Annotated in this window: 14 protein-coding genes and 1 other annotated feature; of the genes, 3 read left to right on the top strand and 11 right to left on the bottom strand. The window is 49.2% G+C overall.

The window, feature by feature from the left end; translation table 11 throughout:
* Nucleotides 1-9: 9 nt before the first annotated feature.
* The 6 genes from MJB10_RS09065 to MJB10_RS09040 form a co-directional block, all read right to left on the bottom strand.
* Nucleotides 10-1,887 (bottom strand): LTA synthase family protein, encoded by a 1,878-nt coding sequence (locus MJB10_RS09065; RefSeq protein WP_314803760.1) that lies wholly within the window; start codon nucleotides 1,885-1,887, stop codon nucleotides 10-12.
* A 135-nt stretch (nucleotides 1,888-2,022) separates the two neighbouring features.
* Nucleotides 2,023-3,075, bottom strand: coding sequence for an S-layer homology domain-containing protein (locus MJB10_RS09060; RefSeq protein WP_314803756.1), 1,053 nt, complete (start codon nucleotides 3,073-3,075; stop codon nucleotides 2,023-2,025).
* Between the two features lie 119 nt (nucleotides 3,076-3,194).
* Nucleotides 3,195-6,509, bottom strand: coding sequence for a discoidin domain-containing protein (locus tag MJB10_RS09055; protein WP_314803753.1), 3,315 nt, complete (start codon nucleotides 6,507-6,509; stop codon nucleotides 3,195-3,197).
* Nucleotides 6,510-6,810: 301 nt separating this feature from the next.
* The gene (locus tag MJB10_RS09050) at nucleotides 6,811-8,472 is read right to left on the bottom strand and encodes an FAD-binding dehydrogenase (RefSeq protein ID WP_314803749.1); all 1,662 of its coding nucleotides are present in this window, start codon (nucleotides 8,470-8,472) and stop codon (nucleotides 6,811-6,813) included.
* A 116-nt stretch (nucleotides 8,473-8,588) separates the two neighbouring features.
* On the bottom strand, nucleotides 8,589-10,328 hold the full coding sequence (locus MJB10_RS09045; protein WP_314803746.1) for an AAA family ATPase: 1,740 nt from the start codon (nucleotides 10,326-10,328) through the stop codon (nucleotides 8,589-8,591).
* Nucleotides 10,329-10,438: 110 nt separating this feature from the next.
* Nucleotides 10,439-10,729: a hypothetical protein gene (locus tag MJB10_RS09040; RefSeq protein WP_314803743.1), complete on the bottom strand. Its 291-nt coding sequence runs from the start codon at nucleotides 10,727-10,729 to the stop codon at nucleotides 10,439-10,441.
* A gap of 393 nt (nucleotides 10,730-11,122) precedes the next feature.
* Here MJB10_RS09040 and MJB10_RS09035 point away from each other — a divergent pair, with 393 nt between their 5' ends.
* Nucleotides 11,123-13,294 (top strand): S-layer homology domain-containing protein, encoded by a 2,172-nt coding sequence (locus MJB10_RS09035; protein WP_314803740.1) that lies wholly within the window; start codon nucleotides 11,123-11,125, stop codon nucleotides 13,292-13,294.
* Between the two features lie 235 nt (nucleotides 13,295-13,529).
* Here the strand turns inward: MJB10_RS09035 and asd are convergent, their stop codons facing one another.
* The 4 genes from asd to MJB10_RS09015 all read right to left on the bottom strand — a co-directional run bounded on the left by asd (nucleotide 13,530) and on the right by MJB10_RS09015 (nucleotide 18,668).
* Complete coding sequence (gene asd, locus MJB10_RS09030) at nucleotides 13,530-14,621, bottom strand: aspartate-semialdehyde dehydrogenase (protein WP_314803735.1); 1,092 nt, start codon at nucleotides 14,619-14,621, stop codon at nucleotides 13,530-13,532.
* 123 nt (nucleotides 14,622-14,744) lie between these two features.
* Nucleotides 14,745-15,007, bottom strand: a binding site (T-box leader).
* A 340-nt stretch (nucleotides 15,008-15,347) separates the two neighbouring features.
* On the bottom strand, nucleotides 15,348-15,518 hold the full coding sequence (locus MJB10_RS09025) for a hypothetical protein (protein WP_314803732.1): 171 nt from the start codon (nucleotides 15,516-15,518) through the stop codon (nucleotides 15,348-15,350).
* Nucleotides 15,519-15,570: 52 nt separating this feature from the next.
* Complete coding sequence (locus tag MJB10_RS09020) at nucleotides 15,571-16,062, bottom strand: hypothetical protein (RefSeq protein ID WP_314803729.1); 492 nt, start codon at nucleotides 16,060-16,062, stop codon at nucleotides 15,571-15,573.
* A gap of 131 nt (nucleotides 16,063-16,193) precedes the next feature.
* The gene (locus MJB10_RS09015; RefSeq protein ID WP_314803726.1) at nucleotides 16,194-18,668 is read right to left on the bottom strand and encodes a beta-mannosidase; all 2,475 of its coding nucleotides are present in this window, start codon (nucleotides 18,666-18,668) and stop codon (nucleotides 16,194-16,196) included.
* Between the two features lie 101 nt (nucleotides 18,669-18,769).
* On the opposite strand from MJB10_RS09015, the gene MJB10_RS09010 reads away from it, so the two are divergent.
* Entirely contained in the window at nucleotides 18,770-19,651 is an 882-nt protein-coding gene (locus MJB10_RS09010; RefSeq protein WP_314803724.1) for a helix-turn-helix transcriptional regulator, read from the top strand.
* Here the strand turns inward: MJB10_RS09010 and MJB10_RS09005 are convergent.
* Entirely contained in the window at nucleotides 19,641-19,847 is a 207-nt protein-coding gene (locus tag MJB10_RS09005; protein WP_314803721.1) for a hypothetical protein, read from the bottom strand. The genes MJB10_RS09010 and MJB10_RS09005 overlap by 11 nt on opposite strands.
* A 17-nt stretch (nucleotides 19,848-19,864) precedes the next feature.
* Between MJB10_RS09005 and MJB10_RS09000 the strand changes: the two genes are divergently transcribed.
* Nucleotides 19,865-20,632, top strand: coding sequence for a YheC/YheD family protein (locus MJB10_RS09000; protein WP_314803719.1), 768 nt, complete (start codon nucleotides 19,865-19,867; stop codon nucleotides 20,630-20,632).
* The last annotated feature ends 90 nt before the right edge of the window (nucleotides 20,633-20,722 follow it).

The raw sequence follows: 20,722 nt of genomic DNA, 5'->3' as shown, positions 1-20,722 counted from the left end.
GTATTCCGATTACCGATTAGCAAAATAATTGCTCTCATGCAGCCAATTGGCGATCTTGAATGATTGCAGCAGATGATCTTCCTCCGCATCGTTCGGCTGGCCGACCAGCGTGCCGTCGTTCAAGATCGTGAAATTTTTGCGCGTATTCACCAGTACTTTCCCCATGGCCGTTGTCTCAAACTGCGCTTTATCCACGCCCATCACGTAGGCAAGCGTAGGCAGTGTATCAATTTGCCCGCCAATCGTGGCAATTTGTTCACCTTGCATGCCTTTGTTATAAATAATGAACGGCAGCTTCAAGGAATGTGTGCGCCACTCTTCATTTTCCAAAGCCGGGATTGCATCCACTTGATCCTGGTAGTATTTATGCACGCCCGTATGATCGCCATAAATAGCGATGACGGATTGGTCTAACAGACCCAAGCTATCCAGCTTGTCCATGAAGGCGCCGATTTGTTGATCTGTATAATGGATCGCCTGGAAATACGCCCCCATGATCGTGGAATCCAAGCTAGGATCTAAGTGCAGGGTTTTCGTTTTGTCAGGTAAATCGAAAGGACCGTGACTGGACAACGTAACCGCATGCAGCATGAACGGTGCGCTCAGCCCTGCCACTTTATCCCCGAGTTGTCTGAGATAGGTCTCGTCAGACAATCCTAGACCTACGTGATCATCTTCCTTATAAGTGCGCAAATCCCAGCTCGTTTGGTAGCCGATATTATGATGAGCTTCCACCCAATTCCAGCTTCCCGCAGGCTCGGAGTGCGTCGAAATCGTTTGATACCCCATGCCCTGCATCAGCTTAGGCAACGAATTATAGGTGTTGGTCGGATAACGGAAGAAATTCGCCCCCGTACGAACAGGGAACACCGACGTCGTCGTCATCAGATCGCTGTCAGAACTCGTTCCGTTATTCACTTGCTCATAGAAGTTCGTGAAATACAAGCTGTTCCCCAACAAACGATTGATGTTTGGCGTAATATCTTGTCCATTCACCCTTTGGCCGATGACGAAATTCTCGAGCGATTCGACTTGAATCACAATAAGGTTTTTGCCTTGAAACATACCCTTATACGCATTATCTGGCAGCCCTTCGGCATTGCGCGTCAGCCATTGCTCGACCTCTGATTGCTCAGACCCGGCAAGCTTGATTTGCTTGGCTTCACCGAACAATCGCAAGCCATCGAAGAAGTGATAGCCGATCGGCGACATGTCCGACATCGACTGAAACGGCGCCCAGCTTAGCTTAAAGAACATCATTTCACCCTTCGTTGTATCCTTCACATCGATTCGGTAGTGGTCGTAATAAATAACACTACTTGCAAACAGCAACAGAAGGAACGCCAGCACGGGATGACGGGGACGCTCTTTGCGCCGCGACAGGATGGGTGCATTTTTCCATTGGTAAAAAGCGATGGCGCCAAGGAGCACAAAGTCAATCAAAAACCAGCAGTCGAACGGTCGAATGAACGACCACAAGTTGTAATCCAACGGATTAAACCCGTTCGGATGCGGGATGAACCGCAGCGACAGAAATGCGGAATAAGCCCGATAGTAGACGACATCTCCTACCAACAGTAAGCTAATGATGAGATGAATCACAAGTAAGTAGGCGCGGCGTCCGCTTTTTTTGAAAAACTGACCGATGACAACGACGAACAAAATCAACATCAGATGGGAAAGTACTGGCGGATATGTAAAGTACATTTGACCAATATTAATGCCATCGACATCTGGTGCATGTAACGCGGCGAGTAGTAGCTGCGACTTAAGTAAAATTGCCACGTACGTATACAGCGTTAATTTTTCACTGCCGAGCAGGAGTTGCAGCACTTGTTTAACTTTGGAGCGGAACGTTTTTCTTTTATAGGATGTTACATAATGCAAAGAACATTCACCTCAAACGTCATGAATTAGACCGATTTTTCCATTTTAGCACAAGTTCAGGACGTATGTAGCCTACAAATATTGCAAAACAGCAAAAATAGAGCCGCGATTGCGATCGCAAGGCTCTATTTCACTTTAGCGAGTACCTTTTTGGATATAGGTCAGTAGGTTATGAATGAGAACAACCGCCTGGGCGCGATTCGTCGTTTCTTGCGGATGAATGCCATCCGCGAAGCCGTGAATCAGACCGCTTTCGACGAGCGCCGCGACGCTTTCGACAGCATAATCCGAGATTGTGTCTGCATCGTCAAATGAGGCTAGCTCAGATACCTTACTCGCTGCCTGGAGGTACTTCGTTGCTCGCAAAGCTCTATGGGTCAGCACCATCATATCTTCACGTGTAATCGACGCCTTCGGGTGGAACTGATTGCCCTCATCCCCTTGCACGATGCCTAGCTCCCTTGCGGCAGCGATCGGCTGCGCGTAGTAAGCCTCGTTATCAACATCCGCAAACGGCTCGCCGCCTCCACCTTGCAAACCAAGCGCTCTCATCAACAAGACGAGATAATCCGCTCTTGTCACAGCAGCACCTGGACTGAATGTCCGGTCCCCCGTTCCGTTCACAATGCCTTTAGCAGCTAAGGCTTCAATTGCTTCGATTGCCCAATCGAAATCGGCCATATCGTCAAATGACAGCGTACTAAGGATGTTCAACATCGTGCTCATATCAGTCAACTTCGTAGTGCTAACAAGTTTGGAGTCAACGACTCGAACATTGCGCAAAATCACCTCCGCTTTCCCGTTCTGCAGGGCTTTGAAGCGAAGCTTCATCAGCGTTTGGTCTCCTTCAAGTCCCTTGTCTTTCCCTACTTGCGTATGCGCAAGCTGAATCTGCTTATCCTTCAGAATTGGCGGCACCGAAAATCCAGGTACACTCGTTTTGGCATCTATAAAGGTTAACCTAGTAGGATCGTACTCCACATTAATTTCAAAAGCATAAACATCCACTAATGCATGACCTACTATGATGACTTCAATCGTTTCATCTTTGGCAGGCAGCTTATTTGAAACAACCATCGAATACGTACTTGGTGAACTGGCCTCAGAGGCCCATGCTGCGGTTGGAGAAATGAGACTCATTAGGATTACGAGAGATAGACAGGTGTGCAACCATTTGCGCATAACCATGTGCGATTTCCTCCTTCAGCGTTTACCCAGTAACACGCTATCTAAGGCGGAACCGCCCGCTATTATACTACAAAATGTATCATAGCGGGCATGTTTCACCCTACATAAACCAATGATTCCTATTCCGCAAGGATGCGCTGAGCAACAGCCGCCAAGTCAACCAGATCCACTTTGCCATCTTTGTTGAAGTCAGCTTTTGCAAATTGAGCCCAATCACTATCTGCAGATGTTTTGCCATATGCTGCAACCACATTCGCCAAATCAACGACCGTGAAGTTGCCATCGTTGTTCACATCGCCTGGATCTCCAACATACTTCATCGTTGCAAAGAGATTTAATGCTTCTTGAAGGTCAGCAATCGCGTCTGCAACTTGAGCCCTTGTCACATCTGGATTCGCCACAACCGCTCTCGCCGTACTAATGGCGGACAGTAAGGCGGTTTTCGAGCCAGGTGCATATTGACCATTCGCATAGCCCTCTACAGCCCCATCGTAAATGGATTGAGCAGCAGTGATCTTATCGTTCAAGATCGTCAAATCAACGATTGCTTTAATGAGAACAACTTGGGAATCAGGTCCGAGCCCCGTCGCTGTTTGCAAATCAGCTAGTGCCAGACTTGTAAGAGTAATCGTTGTTGAAGCATTATCAGCTGGCGCCTTCGCTCTCCAATGCAGCGTCAATAATGGACCATTCACATTAGCTTGGGATAGGTTGGCTGTTAGGAAGCGAAGCTGGCCTGCCGTGTCCGACTGTCCCACTTTCGAAATCGCTGGATTTACGAAATCAACTGAGACGAACTCCAGTAAACTGGTGTCATAAGTGAAACGAATATCCTGCGCGTACACAGCTGACACGACATTCGCTAAACTAACCGTCGTATCGAACGTTTGACCGCTCGTGACCATCGAAGGGCCGTCGATGGAGGCAGTTGCTGGCAATAGGCCGTAGGCTCTTACTTCATGAACGGACCACCAGCTGGAATTCGTGCCCGTTTGAACGACTTTGAGATAGCGTGCTACTTGTGGGGCAAATTCAACCGTAATAATTTTGTTCGTGCCCGTTCCTGTGGCGATTGGACTGCCCCACGTCACGCCGTCCATTGAGACGTAAACCGCATAACCACGCGCATAGTCATTATTGCTGCCGGTGGAATCCATCTCAATGCCATTGAGCGTCGTTGGCACCTTCATATCGATCGTGAAGGATTGCTCTGGCGATGGCGACATCGGTTTGCCCGAGCTCCAGCGAGTCCCCATATCGCCATCCAGAAGCCGCGAGACAGGATCTGCAGACGTTGATGTTCCCGTCCATGTTGAGCGATCCAACGCCCGCTTCGGAGTCGTTACACTTAACGAGCTGCTGAAAGCGGATTGATTTCCGCCGCCATCTACAGCTTTCACCGTATAGCTATAGGTCGCCTTTGGCTGGACACCCATATCTAGATATTCCGTTGTGGTTGTATGACCGATCAGCGTACCATCGCGATACACGTCATAACTCGCAACATTGAGGTTATCCGTCGATGCGTTCCATCCGATTTTGACGCGATCATAAGCAGTTTCCTTCGCAACTAGCGTCGTAGGCACACTCGGAGCTTCCGTATCTCCAACATCGGTACCATAGAAATTTATCGTCTGTCTTTGCGCACTGCCTGATGTACCATAGACACGGCCCCCGACACCGTTCACGATGTGCGTGATCTCACTGCCAGCAGTCCCGTTCAACCAAATCGTCGTGGCATGATGAATCTTGACGCCCGCTGCAATCGGCACTTCAATCGCATTGTCTAGCTTCACAGCCGCATCTCTGAAATAGGAGTACACACCAAGCCCCCATGCTTCATGGGTCGTAACCGAATCCGCTACTTTGTAAGAGGCGAATCCTTTCTTGCTTCCATCCATCCATGCCGCTTGGTTCGGAACATCATAAGGAATTTCGGATTGATAGAAATACACACGTCCGCCGTTCCCATTCCATAGCGTTTGATACTCGTTGTGATGCTCGTTAAATAATCCGTATAGGGTGACATCATCGCCGTTGACGACAAGTCCGTTTTTCGAAACGTTATCTGTCCAGCCTGCACCCGCACCGTGATCCGCACGCCACATCCAGAAATGATCGCCAATCACATCGTCACTGTTGATCGTCATTTGCGCTAAATTCTCACCAACGACCGCACCGCCTGTACGGAAAAATAAATCGTGCAACGAAGTCGGATTTGCCGCATGATCCGCCGAACTGCCGGCAGGTCCTACCTCGACGAGCGAAGACGTTTCATTCGGTCCCGCTTCAAACAGCAGTCCCGCAAGCTTCACGCCATCCACATCGGCTACCTTCATCGCTGGTTTATCAGTAGTTGGGATTAGCGTAGGCATCCCGATGCCGAGTACGACTGTATTCGCGTTATTGATCCGAATTGTATCATTCAAGGGGTAGATACCTGGTGTAAACAACAAATTCTTCCCATCCGCTAATGCGGCATTAATGCTTGCTGCGCTTGATGTACTTGGTTGATCCGCACGAACGATGTGGAACTGGCTGATTGGAATCGATGTGCCTGGCGTCGGTCCATTCGCCCAACTCGTTCCTTGCGTATTCTGCGAAAGTGAAGGTACGAACACTTGGTATTGATTCGTATTGTCGAGATACAAATATGGCTTTTCGCGCATTAGAGATGTATTCGGCACGACCGTATACGGTGGATCTGGGAATTGTCCTGTAGGCGTATTCTTATCACCGACGAAAACCATGTTCCAAACCCCATTCGACCAGCTCGCCCACTCACTGTTTCTGGAAAACCATTGCTGCTGTGAGGCTGGAATCACTTGACCGTCAACTTTGGAATCAGCGAGGAAACCACCGCTTGCCCAGCCTGCACCCCAACCGCTGTCAAAATCAAACAAATTCAATTTCCCTTTGATATGCAGACGTCTAAGAGGTGCCGCTTGCGAAACCGCGATCTGCGTCGTCCCCGCTGAGAAGTGCGCTGGTGCTGGTGGTGTATAATTGAACGTTGGGTTAATGCTCAAGTTCTCAATCCCTCGCCAAAAGTTGCGTGTTGCATTTCCATTATCCCAGTCTGCGTTGACATTCAATCCGCCATTGATTAATACATCGTCCGGATTTTGCCCAAGACCTGACGCTTGCGTATTAAAGCCAACAAAAATATTCACATTATACGTGCCTGGCTTGAAAAGGAAGGCATCTCGTTCCGTGCCAAATTCATTCGATTCTTGTCTTACAAATACGGCACTTGCTGCGCTTTGAATATCAGCTGCTGGCATATCAGGATCAAACACATACACATTAGGCCCGAAAATCGATGAATTTGCATCCGTGATCGGAGTTGCCGCATGGGAAACGCCAGGATTCCATAAACTGAGGACAATTGCTGCCATGGATATCGAAGAACTTATTTTTTTCAAAATACGCATCGTATTCCTCCTTAGATTACAAGCAAACCTCTCCACCTATATCCGATAATCTCATCTTGGTAAGCGATTACATATTTGATTTTCTGTTCCGATCACCCTCTATTCCAATATTAAAGTAGGATGCAAGCTCGTCGTTGATATCTTCATCATAGGCATGAAGCGCTTACATGGAAAGCGGTAAACTTAAGAAGAAAGGGAGGGGAAATTAAGGTATTCCACAATTTTAAGACGAGTTTGCAACCCCGTAGACAAGAAAAGACCTGAATCGATAGGGCTCGACTCAGGTCGCTATTTCTTGCAATTAACGAGATTGAAGTTCCTTCGCAACTGCTCTCCCTGCCACTCTGCCTGTGAACAGACAGCCGCCGAGAAACGTGCCTTCCAAAGCACGGTACCCATGAAGACCGCCCCCGCCGAATCCACTAGCTTCGCCTGCGGCATACAGTCCTGGCACCACCTCACCAGCCTGATTCAAGACGCGCCCTGAAAGATCAGTTTGCAGTCCTCCTAATGTTTTGCGGCTGACGATATTTAAACGAACGGCGATGAGCGGTCCACTCGCTGGATCCAGCAAGCGATGGGGCTTCGCCACACGGATCAGTTTATCTCCCACATAGTTGCGAGCGCCTCGAATGGCGGTAATTTGCGCATCTTTCGTAAACTTGTTTTCGATTTCCCGATCTCTCGCTTGGATTTGACGCTCGATCTGAGCAAGATCTAATAACTTCTCCTCGGTTATCGCATTCATTCCCTTAACAAGTTCGGCCAGCGTAGAGGCTACGACGAAATCTTTTCCTTTATCCATAAAAGCTTGAACGGGAGCCATCGCCCCTGGCAGTGCGCGAGACAGTACTTGGCGAATGCTTTTCCCAGTCAAATCGGGATTCTGCTCGGACCCTGAAAGTGCGAATTCTTTCTCAATAATCTTCTGAGTCAAAATAAACCATGAATAGTTATAACCTGTTTTCTGTATAGCTTCCAGGGTACTTAAAGTATCAAAGCCAGGAAAATTCGGCGCCGTAAACCGCTGCCCGCGCGCATCGAGCCAGAGCGACGATGGCCCTGGCAGAATGCGAATTCCGTGTCGCTCCCACACGGGATTCCAGTTCTCAATGCCTTCCGTGTAGTGCCACATCCGATCACGGTTCACGATCCGACCGCCAGCTTGCTCGGCGATCGCCAGCATCCGGCCGTCCACATGGGCTGGGACGCCAGACAGCATCTTTGCCGGGGGTGTGCCCAGCCGGCTCGGCCAATATTGGCGAACCAACGCATGGTTCGCCCCGATGCCGCCGCTGCTGACGACGACCGCCTGCGCGCTGTACACGAACTCGCCAACAGCGTCGCGCGAGCTCGCTTCGCCGCGTGCAGCTGTGCTCGGCGCGAGCACGTCGCCGCTTACCCCAACGATGGCGCCGCCAACTTGGAGCAGCTCGTTCACACGGTGGCGGGGCTTGTATTGCACCATCCCCGTCACCATATGCGCTCTTAGGCGCTGCTCGAACGGCGCTACAATCCCGGGGCCTGTCCCCCACACGATGTGAAATCGGGGGACAGAGTTGCCGTGCCCATCGGCCAGCTGGCCGCCACGCTCAGCCCAGCCCACAACCGGAAAGAAGCGAATGCCTTGGCTGCGCAGCCATTCGCGCTTCTCGCCTGCGGCGAACTCTACGTAGGCTTGGGCCCATTTTCGCCCCCAATAGTCCTCGTCGTCCACGCGGTCAAAACCCGCCGAGCCCTGCCAATCCTGCCAAGCCAGCTCTAGTGAATCCTTGATCCCAAGGCGACGCTGCTCGGGTGAATTCACGAGAAATAACCCGCCGAACGACCACCAGGCTTGTCCGCCCAAGGAAGCTTCCGGTTCTTGATCGAGCAGTAACACCTTTTTCCCAGCATCCGCGATCTCGACGGTTGCCACTAATCCTGCGAGCCCTGCTCCAACGACGATGACATCATAGTCCATGATCGAATTCTCCTTTTGTTGTTTTACATGATGGCCGCACATAGAAATTGCCCCCCTTCTGACCATTATAGCCAAAAAGGAGGCAATCATTGTTCACATGCCGTTTGTCGGCCATGTTAGCTGTCCTTCAAATCCTCATCGAAATCGTTAAGGCCATCTGCTGGTTTTTCCAGTGAGAGCGGCTTTTTCAGAGGTGCAGGTTTAACCTCAATCGCCCGAGGACGCGAGTCTCCATACAACTCTGTGAAAATATCTTCAATTTCATCGCCTGTCAAATCTTCACGTTTCAGGAGCTCTTCCGCAATCTTATGAACGAAATCTGCATAATCGAGTACAAGTTTCTTCACTTCTTGCATCTGATCTTTCAGAAGCTCATTAATCTGTGGTCGAAGCGCCTTGAGCCCATCGGTACGAGAACCGACCGCTAAGAAGCTGAACAGTTCATCTCCCATACCTAGCATACCTAAGTAGGCTCCAGCAATTTGAGTAGCATGCTGCAAGTCGGAGGTTACACCATTTAATTTCTTGTGAAGGAATTCATCCTCCACCGCACGAGCTGCCAGACACACCTGTATCTCAGCTAACATCTCCGAATCAGTTCGGTTATAACGCTCGTGTGTCTCTTTCGTTGCCGAAAGTCCAAGCGCTCCGCCACGCCTTATGATGGTCACTTTCCACACACGTTCATGTGGTTTAAGCAGGAACTGCGCCACCGCATGACCCGCTTCGTGATAGGCGACATTGCGCTTCTCGTCGTCCCGCATGGAGCGAAGCGGCTGCTTGAGCCCCCACTCGTAGGTCTCCATCGCAGCTCGGAAGTCTTCGTAGCTGGCCGCTTGCGCACCGCGTTGATGCGCGATAACAACAGCTTCATTGACGATATGTTTGATTTGAGCAGGGCTATATCCAATGGAATCGAGACCCGCTTTCTCTGCGGTTAGCGTTTCGTCCATTTTCACCTTTTTTAAATAGTATTGGAAAATGTCGACCCGACCGTCATAGTCAGGAACATCTACCCATAGTTGACGATCGAAGCGGCCTGGTCGTAGCAAGGCTGAATCAAGAACATCTGGCAAGTTAGTGGCTGCTATGGTTAAGACTGGCGGTCGTTCTGCCTTTTTACGACGTAGACCAAGCGAACGCAACAGCTTCACAATTTTAGAGTTATCGATATTTGGCGGGTCCATTTGCAAGAGCAATTCGTTCAGTAGGCCTGAGCCGCCGCCCATTCCCATCATGCCCATCATACCGCCGCCAGCACCGCCGCCTTGACGGCTCATCCCGATGGCATCGATTTCGTCAATAAAGATGATACAAGCGCCATAAACGCGCGCAAGCTTGCGAGCTTTTTTGTAAATGCCCATCACCTTCAAGTTACCGACACCGAAGAACATGTTTTGAAAGCTAGGTGCGGATGCATAAGCAAATGGTACCTGTGCTTCATTTGCAATAACCTGTGCCAAGTAGGACTTCCCCGTTCCAGGAGGCCCGCAGAGCAGCAATCCGCGAATCGCTTCTCCACCCATTTCTTTGAACGACTTGACGCCTTTGAGGAGGGTCACGATCCGTTTTGCATTCTCCACGATTTCAGGGTTTCCACGATAATCATCCCACGTCGAGCCCGTCTCTCCAGGCAGAATCCAATACGTTCGCCCGCGAGCAAGGAACCAGAACAAGGCAACAAACTGAATAATCATGAACACCATTGCGAAAAGCAATTGCATCAGAAGGCTGGCTATACTAAGCGCAATCCCCCAAGCTGTCGGCCCACCTGCCCATAACAGTCCGCCAAGCAAAACAACGGCTGCTAGCCAGAGGATGAACTTTCGCCATTTAATCCATTGATATCTCCTCATGGCTACACTTCCTTTATATATAAGTTTGAAATTCCACATTGCATACACAAGTTCGACTTCTGGAGAAAGAATTCCTTCCAAGCCCTGCCTAGGGCAGGGCCCTGGCACAACTATTGGAATCTTCGAATAACATCCAACACATACTTGGCCATGATCGCCAGACCGCCGATGAAGTAAAAAACGATGATCGTGTAGTACGTTGGATCAAACGAAACCATAGAAAGTAGAACGTTCAGTGGCAGCACGTAGTATAAGACATCTTTTAAATAACCTAACACGATTGTTGGACCGAAAGATCCTTGCCAGAAGGATTTGAAAAAAGCGATTAGGAAATCAATCAGCATAAAGCCAAAAACTCCCCATAACGTGTAAATCATCCAACTTTCAAGTGTAAAAGTCACTTGTCATCACCACCTTCCTACATACTATGCTAGGAATTTAGCTGGGTGATAGCTGATTGGACGACATTTGACGTGCTAGGCAAATTTCACATCTATTACTTATCTCTTCGTCTGTTATTTTCCTTCTAAGCAACCTCGTTTTAAGAAAAATATATTAATTTTTTTTGCAAATAAGACCGAATCTTCTCCTTAATCTTTGAAAATGTCATGCATCCGCTAGACAGTGAGGCTATGGCGCTTGGAAGCGGATTCTCTTCTAATTTGAATTATTTTACAAATGACACCCAGAAAAACCCAACTTCTTCCGAATCCTGTAATATGTTTTACCTACGCAACAAGCGCTGCATAATCGTTATTCCATCTCATTTAATTTATGAAGGAGAGAAGAGAAAGATGAAGCATTCGCGTATGAAAAAATGGATCGTCCCCGCACTCGCCGTCACACTTGCACTAGGCATGGGAACATCCGCTTTTGCACAGGGAGGCCGTGACAACAAGGATAACGATCACAAGAATAATGAGCGGCGGCTGCCTGACAAAAACCAGACGATTCAGCTCAAGATTGACTTCAAAGATACGCAGGGCAAAGAGTTTGAATGGGCTTTGCGCTACATCATGAGCCTTGCAAATCGAGGCATTTTCGATGGATATCCCGACGGTTCCTTTCGACCTCAGGAAACGGTTTCTCGGATCGAAGCCATTACAGCCGCTGTTCGGTTAATGGGACTTCGCGACCAAGCGGAGTCAGCGGAAGAGAAAGCGACGAAGTTGAACTTCAATGACGCCGCTGCCATCCCGTCATGGGCTGTCGGCTATGTGGCTGTTGCCCTGGAGAACGATCTCTTTGGTGAAACGGATACGAATGTGAATCCGAACCAGCCCGCAGATCGGCTATGGGCCACGACTTTGCTTATTAAAGCACTGAAGCTTCAGGATGAAGCCGAAGCCAATATGAACGCAAAGCTTCCGTTTGCAGATGCGAAAGCCGTGCCCGCTGGTTCTGTCGGCTATGTGAAGGTAGCGGTCGATAAAGGGCTTGTGAACGGCTTCGAAGATAACACGTTCCGCCCTAAACAGCTGGTCACCCGCGCGCAAATCGCCGCGCTGCTCGATCGAGCTGGCAATCAATTGCCGAGCAACAATGACGGGCTGATCACAGGAACGGTGTCCACGCTGGTAAGTGGAAATGTACTCACGTTCCGCAACAGCGTGAACGGGCAAACGAGCAGCATGACGTTGGATGCGAATGTGTTTATTTACCGCAATGGGGCCCGTGTAAGTGCATCATCTTTACTCGCTGGAGATTCCGTGAAAATTCGCTATTATAACAATACGATTATTTATATTGAGGTTACACAGCTCAGCGGCGGGACGCCAAGTACCCCTACTCAGGCTGTTGGAGTCAAAACGGGCATGGTCGCCGCAGCAGTTACGGGCAACACGCTTACGCTCGTAAGCGGCGGGCAGACGATTACGTTGCCGCTTAATGCAGGCGTGCTATTCTTCCGCAATGGCGTGCAAATCCAAGCCTCTGGCTTGCAATTAGGCGATATCGTGAGCACGCGTTCCTACAACTACGGCGTTAGCTTCGTTGAAGTGACACAGCCTGTAGGAACAACTGGAACGCCAACGAACTATGACAGTGTTGAATCTGGAACAATTGCTTTCCCGATTCGTGACAACGTTCTGCTAATGAACACGAGCAGCCAGGTCAAAGGGCTTCCGCTTAACAGCAGCGCGGTCGTCTATCGCAACGGCTCGCTGACGAATCTGGCTGCACTGCAGGTTGGCGATATCGTGACCACTTATGCCTACAATAACTATGTCGCGGTCATTGAAGTGACGAAAAGTGTGGCACAAGTCACCACGACAGGCGAAATGACAGGCACCGTTGTGGGTCCCATAGCGAACAATCAGCTAACACTGACTAGCGGCGGCCAGTCGTATCAGCTTCAGCTCCATGCGAATTCGTTCCTCTACTTAAACGGTGCAGCTAGCTCAGTGGGCATTCTATTGCCGGGCGACGTCATCAAAGCCCATTATTATAACGGCCTTCTCGTCTCAGCAGAAGTTACTCAGCGAGCCGATGGATCTGCCTCTTCCCAACCGACGATTACGGAGAAAACGGGCACAATTATCTCCGCTTCGAACAATGTGCTCATTCTCGTCAGCGGCAATCAAGCTGAAGCCATTACATTGAATGACAAAGCTTTCGTCTATCGCGGCGGCTCCTTGATCAGCGCCTTTGCCCTGCAGGCAGGCGACGTAGTCAAGGTTCGCTCGTATAATAATTCAGCGCTCTTCGCTGAAGTGACTCAGTTGACGAACGCGAATAATCAACAGTTTAGCGTATCGGGCACGTTCAACAGTGTAACCTTTACGAATCAAGGGAAAATTGCTACGATCACGATTAACCAAACAGGCAGCAATGGCAGCAACGTAACCACGACCTACAATGTGTCGTCGAGTGTGACGATTACAGGCAACATTGCGAATTTGGTGTCCAATCACGCCATCGTTCTGCAAGGTGTAGGTGCTGTCATTAATCAGATTACGATCCAATAAGAATCAGCAAAGGGTGTCCCCACTGAGGGACACCCTTGTTTTATATCCGTAGTCATAAGATCCGTCGTCGAGACGGAACGTCGGTGCGCTCACCTCAAATACCTTCGAGCGTATTATGTTTGCGGCAGCGATGGAAGGGATTTTCCAGTGAAGTTCCATGACTTTTCCGACTTTTTAGCTGGATGGGACAAAAAAAAACAGGCCGCTTCGCTTGAAGCAACCTGTTCGATATGTTTTAACCTTGTTTTGGTTGAATGTAACCTTCGGCTTTCAATAATTCAGCGATCAGAACCGCTCCGCCAGCTGCGCCGCGCAACGTGTTGTGCGATAGTCCAACGAATTTGAAATCATACAGGGAATCTTCACGCAATCTTCCAACGGATACACCCATTCCGCCTTCGATGTCGCGATCCAATTTGGTTTGAGGTCTGTTCTCTTCTTCAAAATACGTCACGAATTGCTTCGGCGCACTTGGAAGACCCAGCTCCTGCGGACGGCCTTTGAATTGCTGCCAACGCTCCAGAATGATGTCTTTCGTTGGTTTATTCTCAAAGGATACGAATACGGTCGCCAAGTGACCGTCAGTCACTGGTACACGAATACATTGCGTCGTAATTTGCGGCTCGCTTGCTTTCACGATTTCATCGTTTTCGATAGCGCCCCAGATCCGCAGCGGCTCTTGCTCGCTCTTCTCTTCTTCGCCACCGATGTATGGAATCACGTTATCTAGCATTTCTGGCCAGTCGGTGAAGTTTTTGCCTGCACCTGAAATCGCTTGATAGGTCGAAGCCACAACAAATTTCGGTTTGAAATCCTTCAACGCGTGAAGCGCTGGAACATAGCTTTGAATCGAGCAGTTCGGCTTAACCGCGATGAAACCTGTCTCCGTACCAAGACGTTTTCTTTGTGCCGCGATGACTTCGATGTGCTCTGGGTTTACTTCTGGAATGACCATCGGAATGTCTGGCGTCCAGCGGTGAGCGGAGTTATTCGAAATAACAGGAAGACCTGCTTTCGCGTAAGCTTCTTCCAGCGCTTTGATTTCATCTTTCTTCATATCGACTGCGCAGAAAATGAAGTCAACGTTCGCTGCAACTTCTTCCACTTTGGATGCGTCTTGAACGATGATTTTTTTCACAGCATCTGGTAATGCGAAGGATAGCTTCCATCTGCCTTTTACGGCTTCTTCATATGTTTTTCCTGCAGATCCAGCACTAGCTGCGATTGCTGTTACTTCAAACCATGGATGCTGATCAAGGAGCTCAATAAAGCGCTGCCCCACCATACCAGTTCCTCCGACGATACCTACTCTTAATTTTGCTGACATCACTAAGTCAAATCCTTTCCACGTAGTATGATTTGTTTTATTCTAATTACTATTCAAACTGAATGAATTGGTGTGTTACTTCTCCCTGAATAAAAAAAATCCCACCCCTAAGACTTCATCAGTCTCAGGGACGAGATTTATATCCTCGTGGTACCACCCAGTTTCACTCATATGTCGCCATATCAGCCTCTTCAAGTACGGCATTTCTACGAAATGCGATTACTTTAGCTCTATAACAGGAGCTCCTGGCTCACCATCCCCGTTCAGAACGGTTCCGATTCGCTGCTCAGAGGCTTTGTTCAATAAATAATTCTTTACTCCTTTTCAGCTAACGGAGCTCTCTGCGAAAGAATTCAATTATTTACTCTTCTCTTCGTTGCATTTGAATATTGCGATAATAGTATCAAATTCCGAGCGAAAGGTAAACCCTTTTTTTGAAAAAAGTGAGGCTCAGTTGGACTTGGCGGCGAAGAAGCCGCTGAGACGGCGATTTCGGGAGGCTCAGCGCCGAGTCGTGCTGAGTTGGGGTGGTTTGTCGACTGAGACGCCCATTCAGTGTGCGTGTCCACCAAGCCCACCCACCTGAGGCTGGATTATCCAGCGTCGGTATGCGCGTTGCACCTAGCCCATCATGCCTGACGCTGGAATTTCCAGCGTTAAACGAGTCGTATTCTCAGCATCCTGTAGCTGAAGCTGGATTATCCAGCGTCGGTATGCGCGTTCCACCTAGCCCACCCACCTGACGCTGGAATTTCCAGCGTTGAACGAGTCGGCTTCCCCGCATCCTACAGCTGAGGCTGGATTAACCAGCTTCGGTGTGCGTGTTCCCCCAAGCCCACCCACCTGACGCTGGAAAATCCAGCGTTGAACTAGTCCGATCGCCGCTGAGGCGGCCATTTCGGGAGGCTCAGCGCCGAGTCGCGCTTGCCTTCGCCATACTCCTTACATTTTAGGTAGCCGCCGAGCGTTGCCTTTTCTGGATCGCGTTCACACCCATAATGACGGCAACAAGCTCGTAGGTATCCAACATCTCACTTTGATTGTTCAAACGAAACGCACCCGAGGCAAAGAAGCCATTTACTTTCTCGAACATGGCCACCTGATTCTCAGATTCGTCCAGGATTTCATATTCGCTTGAAAATGCGGGAGAAACAATCTCGTAGCTCCCACGTCGATCCGTTTCATACGTGTATTTCTTGGAGAAAAACGCCATTCGACTTCGCAGCACGCCGAGCTCTTCTCCGCCAGCACCACTCACTACCCATTTGCCTGATAAAAATGGAAACTCACCGCTGCAGACCAGCTTGCCCTGCGGTCCAAACACATCAAGCGCGGAACCAAATAAGCTCTTTAAATCCAAATGGCCGACCTGATCCTCCCGCTCATTCAAAATCTCTGTCACACCCGCATTAAAAAAGTTATCGCGAAAGTATAAATCCATTTCACATACCTCCCTGGCGCCTGGCCCCATACTTTTTCCATAATATGTATTAGACGTGCGGCTACGGATTTAGTTGCACGAAAAGCCTCCAAGGCATAGTTCCTTGGAGGCCACAGTGGCTGACGAATCTGTTAAAATGAGTCTACCAAACTCCGAATCTTCACTTGCTGCTTCAGTTCTTCAAGCGTCGCAGCCGAAGAAAGATTCGACTTATGAAGCACGATACGTTTCGGCTGACCAGCGGAAACATGGAAGTAATTATTGCTAAATTGCGCATCCAGCGCTTGGAAATCAAGCTCAACGAACAAGGCTAAGGAATCCGCTTCAATGAGTAAATTGAAATCTTCCCCCACATCCTGAATGGAAACTCGCAGTCCTGGCTGCGCTTGCAGCGCCAAGTGTTTCGGCTTCACGAACAGCACATACCCTTCGCTCACGATGCCCTCGTTCGTACCCCAAGCATACTCAAGATACGCCCGATCCTCGCGGCCCCGAATATCTTCAGCAAAGTCAAACTCAGCACAACAGCTTGCAGATAACGGCTCAACTTCCGTGTCAATAACTCCTGACCGAATTATCGTCCCATCCACTTCTCTTAAACGCCATTCTACATGTCCAGAAGCCAATGCTAAGGTATCATTCGTCACCGTCAGCTTCACCCGTGTTCCCGTCTCTTCCGCGGACACGATGAGTGGCGCATAGAACCGCTTCGCCGCATAATGCAGCGCTTTCCAACGGCCAAAGTAGTCAAGGCTTGACCATGAAGCGACAGGCCAGCAATCATTCAGCTGCCAATACACAGAGCCCATGCATCTTCCGCGATTGCGGCGCCAGTGCTCGACCCCGTAACGCATCGCTTCCGCTTGCAGCAGTTGAGAAACGTACAACAAGGAATCGAAATCTTTCGGATACAAGAAATTTTCACTGATTCCGCTCAAAATTTTACTATTGCCGCCTGCGTTTTTCTGATGACCCTCCATCACCGCTGAGAAAATATTACGATCTTCTGGGTTCGTCACCGCTTTAATTGTTTTCAAGGACGGGAACGATTGATACCCGAATTCCGAGCAGAAGCGGAAATAATGCTTGCGATATTCGGTGAATGGCTTATTCCCATGCCACACCTGCCAGTAATGCACGTCACCGCGCTCTGAAGCGTTCGGATCATCGAACCCGCCGCCAGAGGAAGGCGAAGCCAACCAATAGAACGTCTCTGCATCATGCGCTTGCGTTACTTCTGGAATAACTATTTCAAATTGTTTGATGTAATCCGTTTTTAATTTGCTGCGCTTCGGGAAATCCCACTCCACCCAAGCCCATTCCATTTCGTTATTTCCACACCAGATGCCTAGGCTGGCATGATGACGGATACGGCGCACATTGTCTGCGACCTCAGCTCTGATTTCGGCTGTGAACTCCGCTGTCATTTCATACTCCGCGCAAGCGAATAAATGATCTTGCCACACGATAAGCCCATACTCGTCGCACAAATCAAAGAAATAATCGTCGGGATAGAAGCCGCCGCCCCACACACGAATGCAATTGAAGTTGGCGCTCACACAGTCCTTAATCAATTTCTCCGTGCGTGCCCGACTCTGCCGATCACGAATGTTATCTTCGGGAATGTAATTGGCTCCCATCGTAAAAATGGAATGACCATTGATTTCGAATTCGAACGTTTCTCCCCATTGATCAGGTTCTCGCTTCACCATCAAGGTGCGAAGGCCGATGCGGTACTCGCGCGAATCAATGGCGGATTGCGCCTCACGACCTCCCGTGAGCTTCACTCGCACTTCATAAAGCGGCTGCTCACCCAAGCCATTCGGCCACCATAGCTGTGGATTCGCTACGTTGAAACGCACTTGCTCCTTGTCCTGTGTGACAGCGATCGTTTCAGCAGCGACCTCTGCGCCTGTTGGTGACACTAGCACTAGCTCGAGCGACAAACCTGCATCCTGACCACGTTCAATCGTCACATTAGCCTGCACAACAACAGGCTGATCAGCCACATGTTCCTGCGTAAACGAAACATCCGCGATACGGCTGTCATACGCGCAGACATAAATATCACGCCAAATCCCGCTATCTGGCACTTTTGGGCCCCAGTCCCAACCAAACATATGGTGCGCTTTCCGCAAATGCGGATAGCCTTGTACGACATAATCGTCATTGGCCGCCCATAGAAAGCTTTCCTTCTGCTTATTCTCAACAAACGTTACAGGTGAGCGAAAAACAATGCGAAGCTCATTTTCGCCAGCATGGGCTAGCGCTCGCAAATTAAAAGCATACGTACGATGCATATTGCGGGTTTCTGCCAACAAGCAGCCGTTCACATAAATCTCTGCAAGCGTATCCAATCCTTCGCAGATTAATTCCAGATTGGCGTGCTGCAACATCTCTTCATCTAATGCAAATTGCTTCACATATTCATAATCGCGGCGAAACACTTCAAATGCTTCATATTGCTGATTTCGAAAATAAGGATCTACCATCGCACCCGCACGTAATAAATCCGATGCGACAGAACCTGGTACGACCGCAGGCAGCCACGCTTCCTGGGCCGTATCCTTCATTTGCCAACCTTGATGTAAGTCTAATCGTTTCATATCAAATCACACTCCCTTTAAGAAATATGATAAAATAAGGACGACTCGATTTACTCTCATTTTGGCAACAATGAATCTCATTTCGAAAAGAGGGACCTGTGATGACGTACCCACAAACCTATGACGCCTCCTTCTTTCCGATTCTTGCGTCTGACATTCCATTAGTGGTGACACGCAATACGATTCATCATCATTTTCCTTTACACCGCCATGATGTGATGGAAATATCACTCGTCCTGAGCGGAGATGGCGTTGAGACGATTAACGGAATGTCGCATCCGATGACACCAGGCACGGTGACCGTCATTATGCCTTATCAATTTCATGAAATTCATTCCACAGGGTCCACGCCCCTGGTGCTGTTCAATTGCATGTTCGGACTCGAACTCTTGCTGGCCTCACCTACGAATCAAGAACGGGCGATTGTCGATTCCTTGCTAGCCACGGATTCCACAGAACCTTATGTGTTGAAGCTCGCACCAACAGCCCACCGCAAAGTAGAATCACTACTAGGTGATCTGCTCGTAGAATTCAATCGTCACAATCCTTATAAACATACGATGCTGAAGTCGAAAATGCTGGAATTGTTAATTCATTTGGAACGTGAACGCACCAGCTCTGCACAGCCTTCACAGCTGCGGCCCGAGAACACCGATCCGCTCGCAAGCAAAATACTGTTGTACCTGCATCAAGCGTACCGAGAAGAAATTTCGCTCGAAGATGCAGCCAACCATTTCCATATCAGCACAACCTTGTTGGCATCCACCATCCGTCGGAGCGTTGGGAAATCATACTTGGAGTTACTGCATGAAATAAGACTGCGCCATGCCTGCTCCCTGTTGCTTTCTTCCGATATGAGTGTAGCTGATCTGGCGCTGGAGGCGGGTTTTCAGTCGGCGCAAACCTTTTTCCGCGTATTTAAACAGGCGAAAGGCATTACGCCGAATGCGTATCGGAAAGCGAATGTTTTCCCTATTTCTTAGCCGCCGCGTACAAGTCGCTCATTTCCTTTACCAAATCATCCCCGCCTGATTTTGACTTGCCTTCTGGGCGATTTACAGTCGGTCGCTTCAAGCATAAGGTAATTCGATGGGAATGCGCAGCTAAAATCCTAACCCATCTTACACGGCCATAGGTAAACACACAGACAAGCAGGTGCACACCCGCATACGCTGTCAAAAAGAGGTGATCTCCCTATGGCCGCAAAGTATAAAAGCCATTCTATTAGAAGCAAATGGCGGAAAACCAAATGGCTGCTGAAGCAACCCAATTTACGCCGTTACGTCCCCCGTACCCTGCTTTTTACGAGAAGTCATTTAAACACTATGCTGGCTTCCTATTCTACTGTTTTCTTCAAGCCAACGGGCGGTTCCGGCGGTAACCATATTATTAAAATCACGAAGAAATCAGGCAGCGGTGGTTATCACACCCAATTAAATAGAAAACGATCCTTTCACAAATCGGTTGATCAGCTTCATCGATATCTCGTCTCCTTCGCGAGAGGACGCTCTTTCTTACTGCAGAAGGGCATTTCCCTTGCCAAAACACGCGGAAGACCGTTCGACATTCGTGTTATGGTGCAGAAATCGAATGCAGGGAAATGGATTAGCACTGCCCTTTTCGCCAAAATCGGCAAGCTTGGTAAAGTGGCGACGAATTATAACCAAGGCGGGACAGTCGGGTATTTCCATCACACGCTACAAGGGGCAGGATATTCCGTAGCCCGCAGCAGACAGAAGGAACGAAGCCTCAATTGGCTAGGCGTCGAGGTTGGGAAGAATTTTGACCGCAACTATAAGGGGTTCCGTGAATTGGGACTGGACGTGGCGTTAGATCACCATGGGAGGCCATGGATTCTTGAAGTGAATACACGGCCTCAATTCTACCCTTTGAAGCATATGAGCAATCGCTCCTTGTATCAACGCATGCTCAAAAGCGGCAAGCAGTACGGGCGCACCCGATAGGGGTGCGCTTTTTTGCTTGTAAAAAAGGTAACCCTCTGCCACCTGCACAGCACTTTTCTCAAAATAAAATTGATAATAATTCTCATTTAT

This window comes from Paenibacillus sp. MBLB1832, assembly GCF_032271945.1.
In the GTDB taxonomy this organism is placed as follows: domain Bacteria; phylum Bacillota; class Bacilli; order Paenibacillales; family NBRC-103111; genus Paenibacillus_E; species Paenibacillus_E roseopurpureus.
Note: the sequence above shows the minus strand (reverse complement) of the source record. Positions and strands in the feature narration are given on the sequence as shown.